Source organism: Amycolatopsis sp. WAC 04197 (assembly GCF_003947475.1).
Classification (GTDB): Bacteria; Actinomycetota; Actinomycetes; order Mycobacteriales; family Pseudonocardiaceae; genus Amycolatopsis; species Amycolatopsis japonica.
The window spans coordinates 244,974-260,245 of sequence record NZ_QHJK01000009.1 but is presented as its reverse complement, the minus strand read 5'-3'; the positions used below and the strand labels follow the sequence as shown (position 1 = coordinate 260,245).

The 15,272-nt window shown below is 68.6% G+C and carries 13 protein-coding genes; 11 read left to right on the top strand and 2 right to left on the bottom strand.

The features are described from left to right. Window positions 1-286: 286 nt before the first annotated feature. Window positions 287-1,540: an HNH endonuclease signature motif containing protein gene (locus DMC64_RS31205; RefSeq protein ID WP_125736421.1), complete on the bottom strand. Its 1,254-nt coding sequence runs from the start codon at window positions 1,538-1,540 to the stop codon at window positions 287-289. A 284-nt stretch (window positions 1,541-1,824) separates the two neighbouring features. Between DMC64_RS31205 and DMC64_RS31200 the strand changes: the two genes are divergently transcribed. The 11 genes from DMC64_RS31200 (at window position 1,825) to DMC64_RS31150 (ending at window position 12,631) form a co-directional block, all read left to right on the top strand. Next, window positions 1,825-3,393 carry a metallophosphoesterase family protein gene (locus DMC64_RS31200; RefSeq protein ID WP_125736420.1) on the top strand — a complete coding sequence of 523 codons (1,569 nt, stop codon included), beginning with the start codon at window positions 1,825-1,827 and terminating at the stop codon, window positions 3,391-3,393. A 68-nt stretch (window positions 3,394-3,461) separates the two neighbouring features. Continuing rightward, window positions 3,462-4,499 (top strand): BMP family ABC transporter substrate-binding protein, encoded by a 1,038-nt coding sequence (locus DMC64_RS31195; RefSeq protein ID WP_233629884.1) that lies wholly within the window; start codon window positions 3,462-3,464, stop codon window positions 4,497-4,499. Further along, a complete protein-coding gene (locus DMC64_RS31190) occupies window positions 4,480-5,997 on the top strand; it encodes an ABC transporter ATP-binding protein (protein ID WP_233629883.1) in 1,518 nt (505 codons plus the stop codon). Before DMC64_RS31195 ends, DMC64_RS31190 begins: the two co-directional genes overlap by 20 nt. Further along, window positions 5,994-6,998, top strand: a complete 1,005-nt coding sequence (locus DMC64_RS31185; RefSeq protein WP_125736419.1) for an ABC transporter permease — start codon at window positions 5,994-5,996, stop codon at window positions 6,996-6,998. The genes DMC64_RS31190 and DMC64_RS31185 overlap by 4 nt, the downstream gene beginning before the upstream one ends. Then, window positions 6,995-7,852, top strand: a complete 858-nt coding sequence (locus DMC64_RS31180; protein ID WP_125736418.1) for an ABC transporter permease — start codon at window positions 6,995-6,997, stop codon at window positions 7,850-7,852. Before DMC64_RS31185 ends, DMC64_RS31180 begins: the two co-directional genes overlap by 4 nt. Further along, window positions 7,849-8,577 (top strand): nucleoside phosphorylase, encoded by a 729-nt coding sequence (locus DMC64_RS31175; protein WP_125736417.1) that lies wholly within the window; start codon window positions 7,849-7,851, stop codon window positions 8,575-8,577. Before DMC64_RS31180 ends, DMC64_RS31175 begins: the two co-directional genes overlap by 4 nt. After that, window positions 8,574-9,704: an acyl-CoA dehydrogenase family protein gene (locus tag DMC64_RS31170; RefSeq protein ID WP_125736416.1), complete on the top strand. Its 1,131-nt coding sequence runs from the start codon at window positions 8,574-8,576 to the stop codon at window positions 9,702-9,704. The genes DMC64_RS31175 and DMC64_RS31170 overlap by 4 nt, the downstream gene beginning before the upstream one ends. Next, complete coding sequence (locus DMC64_RS31165) at window positions 9,704-10,714, top strand: methylthioribose-1-phosphate isomerase (protein WP_125736602.1); 1,011 nt, start codon at window positions 9,704-9,706, stop codon at window positions 10,712-10,714. The genes DMC64_RS31170 and DMC64_RS31165 overlap by 1 nt, the downstream gene beginning before the upstream one ends. Next, window positions 10,711-11,427: an acireductone synthase gene (gene mtnC / locus DMC64_RS31160; protein WP_125736415.1), complete on the top strand. Its 717-nt coding sequence runs from the start codon at window positions 10,711-10,713 to the stop codon at window positions 11,425-11,427. The genes DMC64_RS31165 and mtnC overlap by 4 nt, the downstream gene beginning before the upstream one ends. After that, a complete protein-coding gene (gene mtnB / locus DMC64_RS31155) occupies window positions 11,424-12,056 on the top strand; it encodes a methylthioribulose 1-phosphate dehydratase (RefSeq protein WP_125736414.1) in 633 nt (210 codons plus the stop codon). The genes mtnC and mtnB overlap by 4 nt, the downstream gene beginning before the upstream one ends. Continuing rightward, window positions 12,053-12,631 carry an acireductone dioxygenase gene (locus tag DMC64_RS31150; RefSeq protein WP_125736413.1) on the top strand — a complete coding sequence of 193 codons (579 nt, stop codon included), beginning with the start codon at window positions 12,053-12,055 and terminating at the stop codon, window positions 12,629-12,631. Before mtnB ends, DMC64_RS31150 begins: the two co-directional genes overlap by 4 nt. A 97-nt stretch (window positions 12,632-12,728) precedes the next feature. Here the strand turns inward: DMC64_RS31150 and DMC64_RS31145 are convergent, their stop codons facing one another. Continuing rightward, complete coding sequence (locus DMC64_RS31145) at window positions 12,729-15,113, bottom strand: glycosyl hydrolase family 18 protein (RefSeq protein WP_125736412.1); 2,385 nt, start codon at window positions 15,111-15,113, stop codon at window positions 12,729-12,731. Between the last annotated feature and the right edge of the window lie 159 nt (window positions 15,114-15,272).

Genomic DNA, 15,272 nt, shown 5'->3' with positions numbered 1-15,272 from the left:
CGGGGTTGTCGGCGGTGAGGAGTGCCGTGGGCCAGGGTATGCGCTGGGAGCGGTTGTGATCGGTCCGGTGACGACGGACTGTGTGGATTTTGGGGCGTTGGATGACCCGAAATCCACACAGTCGTGCGTGATCGGACCGGTCACGATGGTCGTCCGCTAGGGAGCGCTTCGGTCGCGATGGACTGTGTGTGTTTTGGGACGTCAGATGTCCCGAAATCCACACGGTCATCGGCGCTGGGCATGCCGAGGGGCCCGTCGCCGGTGTGGCCGACGGGCTCCTCGGTGGTCAGACGTGATGCAGGGTGTTGCGCCTAGGTTGTCGGAGCGGATCTCGGTACTGGGGTGGGATGAACTCCGGTAACCCATCGGCGGCCATCCGGACTTGCCAGTCACCGTGGTGAATCAGCCGATGATGGAACCCGCAGAGCAACACGAGATTCCGGAGATCCGTCGGTCCGCCGTCTGCCCAGTGCTCAATATGATGAGCGTGGCAATTCTTGGGTTTCCGGTGACATCCTGGGAAGGCGCAGCCTCCGTCTCGGATGTTCAACGCACGCCGCTGCCCGGGGGTGACGAATCTTCGGAGGCGTCCCATATCCAAGGGTTCACCTGAGGCGCTCATCACGACCGGCAGCATCAGGCAGTCGCAGGCGGCGAGCCTGGCTTCCCGCGCGGTCATCGTCCCCACAAAGTCCAGGCAGGCGGTCCCGAGACCGGATTTGAGTTCCTCGAGTCCGATGGTCACGTGAACGAGGGTCCGGTAGCCGCTGGTCCCCGGCTGATCAGGGCACGCGATGGCCAGATCGAGAAGCTCAGCCCAGGCGTCTCCCAGGCGTTCGCACTTCATCCGCAGATCCGCCTGCCCGAACTCATCCACCGGCCGCGGCTGCGCATGCGCCTCCAACGCTGCGGCGGTGCGGGCGCCGGTCTCGTCGTCGAGGAGGCCGGTGAGTTTCCAGAAGCCGTCTTTGCGGCGTTCGAGGGTGATTTCGCGGCGTGGTTCTTTGGGTTCGGGGTCTTTGGGTTCGTTGCCGTCGGGGTTGAGCCAGTCCTGCAGTTTCGCTTCGGCGCCGGCGAGTTGGCGGGGACCGGCGTTCGGGGCAAGCTCTGCGAGGATCTTCTCCGCGCTCTCCCGATCCTCGGCGGAAGTATCGGCAGGGAGCCGTTTCAAGATCTCCAGGATCTGATCGATCCGCTCATCCCCGACCAACCCCTGAGCCGCTACCACGGCAGTCGCCGGTGCGACCGGCGGAACCTCCGTGCCATCCAAAGCCCGGGTCGGGTTCAACGCGATGGCCCGCTTCACCACCGCGCCCGCTTCACCCCGAGACAGCCCCGCAATCTCCGCGAACCAGTTGGCCGTACTGACATGCCCATACAAGTCTTTGACGCCCCGAGATTCGATCTCCGCCAGAAACCGCCCTAGACAGGCGGTCGCTATCCGGATCACCTGCAACGACTGTTGCACGCCATGGGCAAGTTCCAGCTTGCCGGCGCGCCACAGTTCCTGCGGCAGTTCGGGGAGGAAGGTCTCGGACACACCTCCATAATACCCGAAGAAATCGAACATGTGTTCGTAATTTTAAGCAACAAGCCAACTCGCGCCGACAACACGGAAGGGTGAAACAGTTGCCAACGCCGCATCACCCTGAGCGACTCGCATTTAGTCGACTAAATGCGAAGAGGTCCACGCATTTAGTCGACTAAATGCGGAGCAAAGGTAAAGGCCGCTTGAAAACCCCTTGATCCCACCCTGGGCAGCTGGACCACTCCCGTTGGTCTCGACGTCGCGAGCCGAACATGTCCGTCGGCGAGTATCCGCGCATGGAAATCCCCAGGGTCGGTGTTCCCGACGCGCTGGCCTCGCGCCTCACGATGGCCGAACAGCACGAATTCCTCAGCCGCCGCACGATTCTGAAGGGCGCCGTCCTCGCGGCCGGTCCGCTTCTCCTGCAGGGCACCGCGTACGCCGACGGCGACAAGGTCGTCCCGGCGGGGCGGCATCTCGCGTTCGGCCGGAATCCGCGGACGTCGATGCGGGTCGCGTGGCAGGTGCCGGCGCCGGTGCGCAAGCCGTTCCTGCGTATCGCCGACGGCCACGGCGGCTGGAGTCACCGCATCCCGGCCGAGGTCCGCGCGCTGCATTCCGAGGTCGCGGGGGTCATCGCGCCGTACGACCAGTATTACCTCCACGCCGAGGCCGACCATCTCTGGCCTGGCCACACTTACCGGTACGCCGTCGGGCACGAGGGTTTCGACCCGGCTTCGGGGGACGGCGGGCCCGCGGCGATCTCGACGTTCACCACCGCGCCCGCGCGGGGGATCCCGGCGGGCAAGTTCACCTTCACCGCTTTCGGTGACCAAGGCGTCTCGACGACGGCGCTCGCGCAGGACGGTGCCGTCGCGCGGCAGAACCCGCGTTTCCACCTGCTGGCAGGCGACATCGCGTATGCCGACCCGAGCGGCGCGGGCAAGCCGCCCGGGTCGAAGCCCGACGCGGACCACGATCTCTTCGACCCCAAGGTCTGGGACGCCTATTACCGCCAGATCGAGGGCGTCGCGGCCTCGGTGCCGTGGATGGTCACCACCGGCAATCACGACATGGAGGCCCTCTACTCGCCCGACGGCTACGGCGGCCAGGTCAAACGCTGGGATTTCCCCGGCACCGGCCCGCACGACTGCCCCAGCGTCTACTCCTTCATCTACGGCAACGTCGGCGTGATCTCGCTCGACGCCAACGACGTCTCCTACGAGATCCCCGCGAACCTCGGCTATTCGCACGGCTCCCAGACGGCGTGGCTCAAGCGTCGCCTCCGCTACCTGCGGTCGCAGCCGGACGTCGACTTCATCGTGGTCTTCTTCCACCATTGCGCCTATTCGACGACCAATCAGCACGCGTCGGAGGGCGGCGTCCGCGAGCAGTGGGTCCCGTTGTTCGACGAGTACCGGGTCGACCTCGTCATCAACGGGCACAACCACATCTACGAACGCACCGACGCCCTGCGCGGCGGCAAGGTGACCCGCGAGGTCAAGATCGGCGACACCGTCGAGCCGGATCGCGACGGCACCGTGTACGCGACCTGTGGCGGCGGCGGGAAAAGTCTCTACAGCTTCCCGGTGCCCGACACGTTCGCGGGCGAGTTCCAGTCGTATCACTGGGTCAAGGGGCGTGAGAAGGTGACCGAAACCGTCTCGTGGTCCCGTGTGCGCTACACCGGTTACTCGTTCCTCGCGATCGACGTCGAGCCCGCCTGGCCCGGCCGCCGGACGACACTGACGGTGCGGACCCTCCGCAACGACGGCGCCGAGATCGACCGGTTCACCTTGCGCCGCACCGCCGGTCTCCATCGGTCGCGGCACGCCGTTCTCGGCGCTGATCCGGGAGATGTATAACGTCCTACACGGTTCCGCATGGTGGGACTCGGTGCCATATCGTGGACCGGAGACATACAGTCCGGGACATGTCGCCGAGAACCCTCCTGCGGGCCGTCATGGCCGTTTCCGCCGTCACGCTCCTCGCCGCGTGCAACGCCTCGGCCAAGGACCCGGCCGCGCAGAACGCCGCCGGACCCGCGCTGGTCCTGATCACGCCGAGCCCGGTCGGCGTCAACGACTTCCTCAAGCTCGCCGTCCAGGGCATCGAGGACTCGGCCAAGAAGCACAACGGGACGCAGAAGGTCTACCAGAGCACCGATCCGGCCTCGATCCAGCAGAACCTCGCGGCCGCGGTGCGGGAGAAGCCCGCCGTGATCGTCGCCGTCGGCTTCAACTTCGCCGACGCGATCGCGGCCGAGGCCGAACGCAACCCCGAGCAGAAGTTCCTGTTCGTGGACTCCTGCACGACCAAACCGTTCCCGAACGTCACCTGCGCGGTGTTCCGCGAGCACGAGGGCAGCTACCTCGCCGGCGCCGAAGCCGGGCTGCTGAGCAAGAGCGGCAAGGTCGGCGCGGTCGTCGTCCTCGACGCGCCCCAGTTCCGCCGGTACTCGATCCCGTTCGGGCAGGGGGCCGAAAAGGCCAAGCCCGGCACCACGCTCGCCCCGCTGTTCATCGGCGGCGCGAACCCGTTCAACGACCCGGCCCGCGCGAAGGCGCTGGCCACCACGCTCGCCGGTCAGGGCGTCGACCACGTCATGGGCGCGGCCTCCGCGGCGGGCAACCTCGGCGTGTTCGAGGCGGCCAAACAGGGCGGTTTCTTCGCGTTCGGCGTCGACGCCAACCAGTGCCCGGCCAGCCCCGGTCAGGTCGTGGACAACGTCATCAAACGCACCAACGTCGTCATCGGCGACGGTGTCGACGCGATCCTCGGCGGCAAGACCGGCGAGACGAAGTCCTACGGTGTCAAGGAGAAGGGCATCTCCCTGACCGGGCTGGAGCCCGACGCCGCGACCTCGCAGTGCGTCGTCGCGACCCACCCCGACGTGCTGGCCAAGGTCGGCGAACTGCGGGACCAGATCATCTCGGGCGCGATCGTCGTCGATGACCCCGCCAAATCCTGACGCCGTCTCACTCCGGGGGATCGTCAAGCGGTTCCCCGGAGTGCTCGCGAACGACCACGTGGACCTCGACGTCGGCAGAGGCGAAATCCACGCCCTGATGGGGGAGAACGGCGCGGGCAAATCGACGCTCATGTCCGTGCTCTACGGGCTGCACAGGCCCGACGAGGGCACGATCTCCTTGCACGGCAAGGAGGTCTCCTTCGGTTCGCCCGCGCAGGCCATCGACGCCGGTGTCGGCATGGTGCAGCAGGGATTCGCGTTGTTCGGCGAACTCACCGTCACCGAGAACGTCGTGTTCGGCAGCGAACCGACCCGCCGGGGCCTGCTGGACCGCAAGGCGGCGACGGCCCGCGTCACCGAACTGATCGAACGTCACGAACTGCGGCTGCGGCCCGGCGACCGGGTCCGTGACCTGCCGGTCGGGCTCCGGCAGCGCGTCGAGATCCTCAAGCTGCTGTACCGCGACGCCGTTGTGCTGATCCTCGACGAACCCACCGCCGTGCTGACCCCGCCCGAGACCGAGCGGCTGTTCGGCGTGCTGCGCGCCCTCGCCGCCGAGGATCGCACGATCCTGCTGGTGTCGCACAAGCTCCAGGAGGTTCTCGCCGTCAGCGACCACGTCACGGTGCTGCGCGACGGCCGCGTGAGCGCCCGTGGGCGTACGGCGGACCAGACCGCCGCCGGGCTCGCCGCGGCGATGACCGGACGCGAGGTCGACCTCGATCGCGTCCACCCGCCCGGGACGCCGGGCGACACCGTCCTCGAAGCCCGTTCCCTGACCGTTCCCGGCGTGGAAGGAAAACCGTTGCTGGACGACGTGTCCCTGACCGTGCGCGCCGGGGAGATCGTCGGCGTCGCCGGGGTCGCGGGCAACGGGCAGGCCGAGCTCTCCGGCGCCATCACCGGCCTCCTGAAGACCGATGGCACCATCGTCCTCAATGGACAGAAGCTCGATGGACTGTCAGTACGTGCGCGAAGGGATATCGGACTCGCCCACGTCCCGGAAGACCGCGCCGAGGTCGGCTCGGCGCCCACGGCGGGGCTCCGGGAGAACCTGGCCGTCGGCTTCCACCGCAAACGACCGTTGGTGCGCAGGGGATTCCTGCGCCGCAAGGCGATCGACGACCACGCGTCGGCGATCATCGAGGACTACGACGTCCGCGCGTCCGGCCCTTCCGCCGCGATGGGCACCTTGTCCGGCGGCAACCAGCAGAAGGCGATCTTCGGCCGTGAACTCACCCACGACGCGCCGTTCCTGCTGGTCGAACAGCCCACCCGCGGCGTCGACGTCGGCGCGATCGAGAACATCCACGCGAGGCTCGTCGCCCATCGCGACGCCGGGCACGCCGTCCTGCTGATCTCCGCTGAGCTCAGCGAGATCCTCGCGTTGTCGGACCGGGTGCTGGTGCTGTTCGAAGGCCGGATCGTCGCGGAGTTCACCAAGGACGAGGCCGATCAGCACACCGTGGGTCTCGCGATGGCGGGAGGCGCCGGATGAGCCGCGTCCGTCTCATCGCCGTCCCGGTCGCCGCGGCGCTCGTCCTCGGCGCGATCCTGTTGCTCGCCACCGGAACCGATCCGCTGGCGGCCTACGGCGCGATCGTCTCCGGCGCCTTCGGGCCCGACGGTATCGGCGACACCCTCGCCTACGCCGTCCCCGTCGCGGGGATGGCCACGGCGCTCGCGATCCCGCTGCGCGCGGGCATGGTGAACCTCGGCGGTGAGGGCCAGCTGGTGCTCGGCGCGATCAGCGCGCTCGCCGTCGGCCTGTACGTACCCGGGCCCGGACCGGTGAAGGTGATCCTCGCGCTGCTCGCGGGCATCGTCGCCGGAGCCGCGTACGCCGCGCTGGCCGCGGTCTGCGAGAACCGGCTCGGTGTCCCGTTGCTGATCAGCACGCTGCTGTTGAGCTATCCGGCGATGTCGCTCGCCGGGTACCTGGTGCGGTTCCCGTTGAAGGACGCGGGTTCCAGCCTGCCGCAGAGCCCGCAACTGACCGAAGGCGCGCGGTTGCCCGAAATCGACGGCGTGACGACCGGGATCTTCCTGGTGGTGGCGGTGATCGCGGTCTACGCGGTGATCGACGCCCGTACTCCCGCCGGTTTCGAGACCAAGGTGACCGGCTGGGCGCCGCGGTTCGCCGCCTACGCCGGGATCGACCGGCCGAAACTCACGCTGCGACTGCTGGCCGCCTCGGGCGGGACGGCGGGATTGGTCGGCGCGATCGCCGTCCTCGGCTTCCCGTACCGGTTCATCGACGGCGCGCTGATCACGCCGCAGTACACCTGGATCGGCCTGCTCGCGGCGCTGCTCGCCGGGGCCAGCCCACTCGGGACGCTGCTCGCGGCGGTCTTCTTCGCGGCGCTGACCAGCGGCGGGTTCGCGATGGAACGCGCCACCCAGGTCCCGCGCGAACTCACCGCGGTCCTGCAGGCGGTGCTGATCATCTTCCTGGCGGCGACGTCGGGCGTCTTCAAGCGGAAGGCGAAGCGCGCATGATCGACGCGAGCCTGTTCTCGTCGGCGCTCACCGCGTTGACGCCGATCCTGTTCGCCGCGCTCGCGGGCGCGTTGTGCCAGCGGGCCGGGGTCTTCAACATCTCCCTCGAAGGCTCGCTGCTGGTCGGCTGCTTCGGCGCGGTCGCGGGCAGCTGGTACACCGGCAGCGCGTGGCTCGGCGTCGTCGTGGCGGTACTCGCGGCGACGGCGTATTCGCTGATCCTCGCGATCGGCTCGATCACCTTCGACGGCGACCCGATCGTGCTGGGCGTCGCGAGCAACCTGCTCGCGGTCGGCCTGACGAGCTTCCTCATCCGCACCGTCTTCGGTACCGAAGGCTCGTTCAGCGACCCGTCGCTGCGAGGGCTGGGCCAGTTCGGCCCGATTCCGGGACAGTCGCTGCTGGTCTACCTGTCCTGGCTGGCCGTGCCCGCGCTCGCGGTGCTGCTCTACCGGCATCCATGGGGACTGCGGCTGCGCGGGGTCGGGGAGCGCCCGGAGGCCGCGTCCAGCCTCGGTGTCAACGTGACCAAATACCGCTACGGGGTGATCCTCGCCGGGGGAGCGCTGTGCGGTCTGGGCGGCGCGCAACTGGCGCTGGGCTCGGTGACGCTCTTCGCCGAGAACATGACCGCCGGTCGCGGCTGGATCGCCGTCGTGGCCGTGATGCTGGGCCGCGCGCATCCGCTCGGCGTGCTGCTCGCTGCGTTGTTGTTCGGCCTGGCCGAGGCGTTCGGCTTCCGGCTCCAGGGCATCGGGTTGCCGCAGCAGGCCACCGACGCCGCCCCCTATGTCGTCACGCTCGTGGCGTTGTTCTTGTCCAATCTCAAGCGTAAGAAGGGACAGCCCGCGTGAGCGATGTCCTGCCCATCACCAAGATCCCCCGGCACGGACTGCCGCCGCGCGCTCTCGTCGTGGGCGATCCCGACCGTGCGACCGCGGTGGCCGGGTCGCTGACCGACGCCGTCCTCGTCGGGCAGAACCGCGAGTACCGCAGCTACACCGGCACGTGGAAGGGCGTTCCGGTCGTCGTGTCGTCGCACGGCGTCGGCGGGCCCGGAGCGTTGTGTCAGTTCGGCGAGCTGGCCGAGGCGGGTGTCCGTACGTTCCTGCGGCTCGGCACCGCCGGTTCATTGGCCGACGGCGTCACCGACGGCGACCTCGTCATCGCCGAGGCGGCGGTCCGCGACGACGGCGTCACCCAGCAGCTCATCCATCCGGAGTACCCGGCGTTCGCCACTCCGGAGCTCGTCGTGGCGCTGAGCCGCGTGGCACCGGAGGCACGCCGGGGCGTGGTGTGGACGCGAGCCGCGTTCAGCCCGCTGGTGCTCACCCTCCCGATGGCCGAATACCTGGCCGCGCGGGTGATCGCCATTGAGATGGAACTCTCCACGTTGCTGGTGTTCGCGGCATTGCGCGGCCTGCGGGCCGGTGGTGTGCTCGTGATCGACGGCGACGCGCGGCCCGACCACCCCGACCCGTCGGCCTACGACCCGCATCGCGACGTCGTGGCCGAGGGGGTGGCGAGGGCTACGCGCGTGGCGCTGGACGCGCTCATCGACGTGGAAGGGGCGGAATGACCGAAGTGTGGCGAAAGGCGGCTCACGAGCTGGCGAGCACGCTGGCGGCGGACGCCGCCGAGCGTGATCTGGCCGGACAGCTCCCCGTCCACGAGGTCGGTCTGCTGCGCGAGTCCGGACTGCTGTCCTTGCTCGACACCGCCGGCTGGGCGGCCGCGAACGAGGCCACCCGTATCGTGTCCGCTGCGGACGCCTCGGTCGGCCATCTGCTCGGCTACCACTACCTGCAACTGTGGCGCACCGGCCTGTTCGGGCCTCGTGCGGCGAGCGAGCCCGGCTGGTTCTGGGCGGGCGTGAGCAATCCGCTCGACGCCGCCCTGCTCCTGACCCCGGCCGACGGCGGGTTCACCGTCGAGGGCACCAAGACCTTCGCGACCGGCGCGGCCGTCGCCGATCGCCTCGTGGTCAGCGCGACCAGGACCGACAACGGCGAGAAGCTGACCTTCGTCGTCGACGCGCGGACCGACGGGATCACCTTCCCCGGCGACTGGGACAACATCGGCCAGCGGCTCACCGCGAGCGGCGCGGTGCGGTTCGAGGCCGTCCGCGTCGCGCACGACGACGTGCTCGGTGCCCAGCCGGAGGACCAGTCCGATCCGAAGGTGCCCCGGATCTCCCTGGCGGCGATCGGGTTCCAGCTCATGCTGGCGCAGGTGTACGTCGGCCTCGCGTTCGGCGCGCTCGACGCCGCGGCCGTCTACACACGGGAGAGTGCCCGGCCGTGGACACTGTCCGATGTGGACAAGGCGACGCAGGATCCGTACACGCTGGCGGGCTACGGCGAGCTGGTCGCGACGGCGCGAGCGGCCGGATTCGCCGTCGACGCGGCGGTTTCCGCGCTCGGCGATGCCGACGAACGCGGCTTCGACCTGACCCCGGCGGAGCGTGCCGAAGCGGCGATCGCCATCTCGTCGGCGAAGATCGTGGCGAGCCGGGTGGCCGTCGAAACCACGAGCAAGGTCTTCGAGTTCACCGGCGCGCGGGCCACGGCGACGAAGTACGGCTTCGACCGCTTTTGGCGCAACGCCCGCACGCTGACGCTGCACGATCCCGTGACGTACAAGGCACGCGAGGTCGGCGACCACTTCCTCAACGGGATCCCGCCGTGTCTCTCGGGGTACAGCTGATGACGCTGCCGATCCTCGCCGACAGTGTTCGTCTCGACGACGAAGGCGTGCACATCCTCGACCGCCGGGTCTTCCCGTTCGAGCGGGAATGGGTGCTCTGCCGGACCTCGGAAGAGGTCGCGGTCGCCATCGAAGACATGGTCACGCAGTCGTCCGGGCCGTATTTCGCCGCGCTGGGCGCGATGGTGCTCGCCGCGCGCGAGGCGTCCGGGCTCCCGGACCCCCGGGCGTACCTGCGGCGGGCGGGGGAGCGGATCGTCGCTACCCGCAAGACCAACAACCATCTGCGCAAGGCCGTGGCCGCCGTACTGTCCGAAGTGGACAAAGCGACGGGCGACCTCGTCGAGGCCGCGACGGCCGGCGCACGAGCGGGTGACGAGTTGTACCGGTCGCGCAGCCGCGAGCTCGGCGAACACACCGCTGCGTTGGTGCCGGACGGGGCGACCGTGCTGACCCATTGCTGGGCGGACCTGTACCTCGTCGAATTCGTGCTCGCCGCGCGACGCCACGGCAAGGAGTTCTCCTTCTTCTGCACGGAAACCCGGCCGTACCTGCAGGGCGCGCGGCTGACCGCCGAGACGCTCGCCGAGATGGGCGCCGACACCCGGCTGATCACCGACGGCATGGGTGCCGCGGTGCTGGCCTCGGGCGAGGTCGGCGCGCTGGTGACCGCGGCCGACCGCGTCACGATGGACGGTCACGTCGTCAACAAGATCGGCACCCTGGGGCTCGCGGTGGCGGCGGAGGCGTTCGGCGTGCCGTTCCACGCCATGGTCCAGGCGCCCGACCAGGCCGCGCCGACCGGCGCCGACGTGCCGATCGAATACCGCGACGGCGACGAGGTGCTGAGCGCGCTCGGCCACCGCGTCGCCAGTGAACGCGCCCGTGGGCATTATCCGGCTTTCGACGTGACACCACCGCGTTTCGTGACCACGGTGGTGACCGACCGCGGAGCCTTCGAACCCGGACGGCTCCGCGAGTACTACGCAGAAGGGGAAGCGAACCAGTGACCGCAACGCTGACCGCCCGATGGGTGGTCCTCGACATCGAGGGCACGCTGACCGCCACCAGCTACGTGCACGTGACCCTCTACGACTACGCGCGGCCGCGGCTGGGCCCGTGGATCGACGAGCACCCGGAGGATCCGGAGGTCGCCGCCGCCGTCGCCGAGATCAAGGAACTCGGCGGGCTCCCGGCGGACGCGTCCACTGTGGACGTCGTGCGGGTGTTGCACGGCTGGATGGACGCGGATCAGAAGATCGCGCCGCTGAAGACGTTGCAGGGCCTCATCTGGCAGCGCGGGTACGCCGAGGGCGACCTCACGACGGAGTTCTTCGGCGACGTCGCCCCGGCCCTGCGGTCGTGGCACGAGTCCGGGCTGCGGCTCGCGGTGTTCTCGTCCGGTTCGGTCGCGGGGCAGATCGCGTCGTTCTCACGGACCACCGACGGCGACGTCACCGGCCTATTCGAGCAGCATTTCGACACCGTCAACGCCGGGCCGAAACGCGAGGCGCCGTCGTACCGCGCGATCGCCTCCGCGCTGGAGGCCGAGCCGGGTGACATCGTGTTCTTCTCCGACGTCCCGGCCGAACTCGACGGGGCCGCCGCCGACGGCTGGCAGACCGTCGGGCTCGCCCGCGAGGGTGAACCGTTCGGCGACGCGGATTTCGGGACGCACCGGACGATCCGGACGTTCGACGAGGTCAAGGTCGTCCCTCGATGAGTGTGCTGGAACTCGCGGGACGCGCGCTCGCCGAGGAGTCGGCCCGGTTCGCCGGGCTGGGCTGGATGCGGGGCACGTCCGGCAACCTCTCGGTGGTGCTCGGCCGTGACCCGCTGCGGGTCGCGGTCACCGTCAGCGGCCGGGACAAAGGCGAGCTGACCAGCGACGACGTCGTGGTGGTCGGCGAGGACGGGCAGGCCGTCGCGGACCAGCCGCATCCGGACAAGGTGCCGTCGGCCGAGGCGGGACTGCACGCCCGGATCGCGGCGGTGTCGGGCGCCGGCGCGGTGATCCACGTGCACGCGCTCGCGCCGGTGGTGGCCGCCGAGCACTGGCCGGACGGCGTCGAACTGCGCGACCTGGAGATGCTCAAGGGTTTCGGCCGCGCCGCGCACGACGATCTGGTGACCATCCCGGTGATCGCCAACGGTCAGGACATGCGTGTCCTCGGCGACGCGTTCGAGGCCGGGTTCCGGGCGGACACGCCGGCGGTGATCGTCGCGCGGCACGGGATCTACGTCTGGGGCGATGACCTGCGCCACGCGCGTCATCGCCTGGAATGTTTGGAGTGGTTGCTCCGGTTCCGGGTAGAGACAAGACTCGTGGGAGAGGAAAGGGGAGTGCGATGACCCTGCTGACCGTATGGCCGGACGACCGGCCCGGCGAGATCGCGCTCAGGACCGAGGATCCGGCCGTGATCACCGGGGAACTGGGGCGGCTCGGCGTCCGGTTCGAACGGTGGGACCTCGTCGAGGACCTGCCGCGCGAAGTGACGCCCGAGCAGGTGCTGGCCGCCTACGAGGAGCCGATCGCGAAGGTCTCGGCGGCCGAGGGCTACACGTTCGTGGACGCCGTCCGCATGACCCCGTCCGACGAACCCGGCTGGGCGGCCACGGCCGCCGAAGCCCGGCAGAAGTTCCTCGCCGAACACACCCACGGCGACGACGAAGACCGCTTCTTCGCGCGGGGGGCCGGCGTGTTCTATCTGCACGTCGGGGGCAAGGTGTACGCGGTGCTGTGCGAGGCGGGGGACCTGCTGAGCGTGCCCGCGAACACCACGCACTGGTTCGACATGGGGACGCGGCCCGACTACGTGTCCATCCGGTTCTTCCACGACGACGGCGGGTGGGTCGGTGACTTCACCGGCGCGACGCTGGCGGGGGACTTCCCGGGGTTCGACGAGTTGACCGCCGGGCGTTACTGAGGATCGCTTCTCTCGGGTGTCATGAAAGGGTCGTTCAGGACGTTTCCTGTCCTGAACGACCCTTTCATGACATATCCGGACGCGCTGCCGGGGTCGATCAGGCAGGTGCCCAGAGGGCGGGCACGTTCGGCGGCTCCCAGCCGGCCAGCGACCGGTGGCCCTGACGGCACACGTACGCCGTGCCGTTGTAGGTCACCCTGGCGCCGGTGGCGTAGTCGACACCCGGCTTCCAGGCATCCGACGGCACCGAGGTGGTCGTCGTCGGCGTGGTGGTGGTCGTCCGGGTCGTGGTGGTCGGACTGGTGGTCGTGGTCGTGGTCGTGGTTCCCGTCGTCGGTGTGGTCGTGGTCGTCGGCGGGGTGCCGCCACCACGCGGGTTGTCCGACGCGATAGCGTACGTCGTCCCGCCGAAGGTGAAGGTGAAGTTCGACGGCGACGCGATCGGCATGTAGTAGTTCAGCCGGATCTCGATCGTGGCGCCCGGGGCGATGGTCTGCCAGCTGGGCACGGTCACCGCGACGTGCTGGAAGTCTCCCTTCATGCCGCCGACGTTGGGCCCGCTGTGGCCCTTGCTGGTGACCGTCAGGCCGAAGCCGGACTGGTCGGACATGCTGCCGGGCGCGCTCGTGCCGTAGTCGAACTCGATCTTCGTCCCACCGGGGATGGTGGTGGTCGAATTGTTGGTGATGCGCATCCGCGGGGTGATCGGGTAGTTCGCGTCGCCCAGGGCGAAACCGGTCAGGTTGATGTGCGCGTTCAGCACCGACGAAGGCGCGGGACGCGGCGACTTGGCGTTGCCGTACGGGGCGGCGCCGCGCAAGCCGTCGTTGATCTTGGTGATCAGCGTGTCGCCCATGAAGTACTGACCCTTGGCGCTGTCGAAGGCGTAGTCGCCCGCCAGCTCCCAGATCATGATGCCGCCGATGCCCTTGTCGGCCACGTACTTGGCCTTCGTGGCGAGCGACTCTTCGTCCTCAGTGGACAGGAACACCTTCTTGTCGTTGTTCCACAGCCACGGCGTCACCATCGTGTTGTCGTAGAACCTGTTGTAGGAGCCGGAGAGCCGGTCCTTCGGGTTGTTCTTCGGGTCCAGCCCGTACTTCTCCAGGTAGTCCGGGGTGATCTCGTTCTCGAGGTTCTTCGCGTGCCACATGGGGTTCGCGCCCGCCGGTACCTCGGCGCCCGTCAGGCTCATGTCGTGCCAGAGGTTGTCGATGCCGATCGCGCCGTTGCCGCACGGCACGGTCGAGCCGACCTGGGATCCGGTTCCCGGTGGGCACTGCTTCTGGTCCGGCAGTGGAGCGGTGCCCCACAAACCGTTCGTCCCGCCGGAAACGCCTTGCCAGCCGCGGGTGTAGAACCCGACGCCGATGTTGATCCGGCCGGCCTGCATGGCGCCGCGGAAGTAGTGATACGCCCAGTCGGTGTTGAGATAGCCCTGCCCGTCGTATTGCGGGGTCGTGTACACCTGCCAGTGCGCGAGTTCCGCGTCCTTGCCGTTGTCGTAGAGCGCGGCGTTCGGCCCGGCGAACTGGTTCCACGCGCCGTGCAGGTCGTAGCTCATCATGTTGGCGTAGTCGAGGTACTGCGTGACGCCGTAGACCTCCTGGCCGCGCAGCAGCCAGCCGGACGCGGGGACGGCCGCGGTCAGCAGGTAGTGCTTGCCGTCGGCGGCGCCGGCCTGGTCGATCTTCTGGCGCAACGTGCGCATCAGGTTCTCGTAGCCCGCCCAGAGGGTGCCCCGGTTGGACTGCGCGATCCAGTAGTCGTCCGGGTTGCCGGCGTAGTTCGCCGACGTCGCGTACTCGTAGTCGATGTCCGCGCCGTTGAATCCGTAGTCGCGCAAGAACTTCACGACGGAATCCGCGAAGGTGTCGATACTCGCCTGGCTTTGCGTCATCTTGTAGAACCCGCCCGACGCGTTACGCGTGCCGTCCGGGTTCAGGAAGCCGCCGGTCTCGGCCCAGCCGCCGATCGAAACGAGCGTCTTCACGTTCGGGTACTGCTTCTTGTACTTGTTCAGCAGATTGAAATGTCCCTTGTAGGGCAACGAGGGATCCATCTCGGCGCCGGGTACGCCCGGCCATTCCATGCCGATGGACTCGTTGTTCGGGCCCGGGGCGCCGACCGATACCTTGTTCTGCGCGTCGACATGCGCGAACGCGTAGTTGAGGTGGGTGACCTTGGTCCACGGGATGTTGTTCGCCAGATACGCGGGCGCGCCGTTCTTCCCGGTGCGCCAGCTGGTGAAGTAACCGATCACGCGGCGGGAATGCCCTTCTCCCAGGGATTCCCGGCCGTTCGTGTCGTAGACGGTGCAGTAGGGGGTGTCGACGCCGGGTGTCCGGTACAGCCCGTCGGGACGACAGTCCTCGTGGCCTGCCGCGCTCGACGTGGACGGGGTGATGACGACGATCATGAGTCCGGCCAGCGTGATGAGCGACGCCAGCAGGGGGAGTAGTTTCCTGGTTCTCCTTGGCACGCCGAACCTCCGACAGTGGAAGATGGCCCTCGGTCACAGCAGCTTGAGCCGCCGACCTGGCGCGCGTCAATAGGTGTAGACCAATTTCCATCCTGTGCCGTACGGCGGAGCGTACCTGTGGTTCGTCAGGTCCGGCTTTGCCGAGACGGGCCATACTGC

Excerpts from the sequence above, each read along its gene's own strand:
- DMC64_RS31200 (WP_125736420.1), top strand. The coding sequence starts at position 1,825 with ATGGAAATCCCCAGGGTCGGTGTTCCCGACGCGCTGGCCTCGCGCCTC.
- DMC64_RS31195 (WP_233629884.1), top strand. The coding sequence starts at position 3,462 with ATGTCGCCGAGAACCCTCCTGCGGGCCGTCATGGCCGTTTCCGCCGTC.
- DMC64_RS31190 (WP_233629883.1), top strand. The coding sequence starts at position 4,480 with ATGACCCCGCCAAATCCTGACGCCGTCTCACTCCGGGGGATCGTCAAG.
- DMC64_RS31185 (WP_125736419.1), top strand. The coding sequence starts at position 5,994 with ATGAGCCGCGTCCGTCTCATCGCCGTCCCGGTCGCCGCGGCGCTCGTC.
- DMC64_RS31180 (WP_125736418.1), top strand. The coding sequence starts at position 6,995 with ATGATCGACGCGAGCCTGTTCTCGTCGGCGCTCACCGCGTTGACGCCG.
- DMC64_RS31170 (WP_125736416.1), top strand. The coding sequence starts at position 8,574 with ATGACCGAAGTGTGGCGAAAGGCGGCTCACGAGCTGGCGAGCACGCTG.
- DMC64_RS31165 (WP_125736602.1), top strand. The coding sequence starts at position 9,704 with ATGACGCTGCCGATCCTCGCCGACAGTGTTCGTCTCGACGACGAAGGC.
- mtnB (WP_125736414.1), top strand. The coding sequence starts at position 11,424 with ATGAGTGTGCTGGAACTCGCGGGACGCGCGCTCGCCGAGGAGTCGGCC.
- DMC64_RS31150 (WP_125736413.1), top strand. The coding sequence starts at position 12,053 with ATGACCCTGCTGACCGTATGGCCGGACGACCGGCCCGGCGAGATCGCG.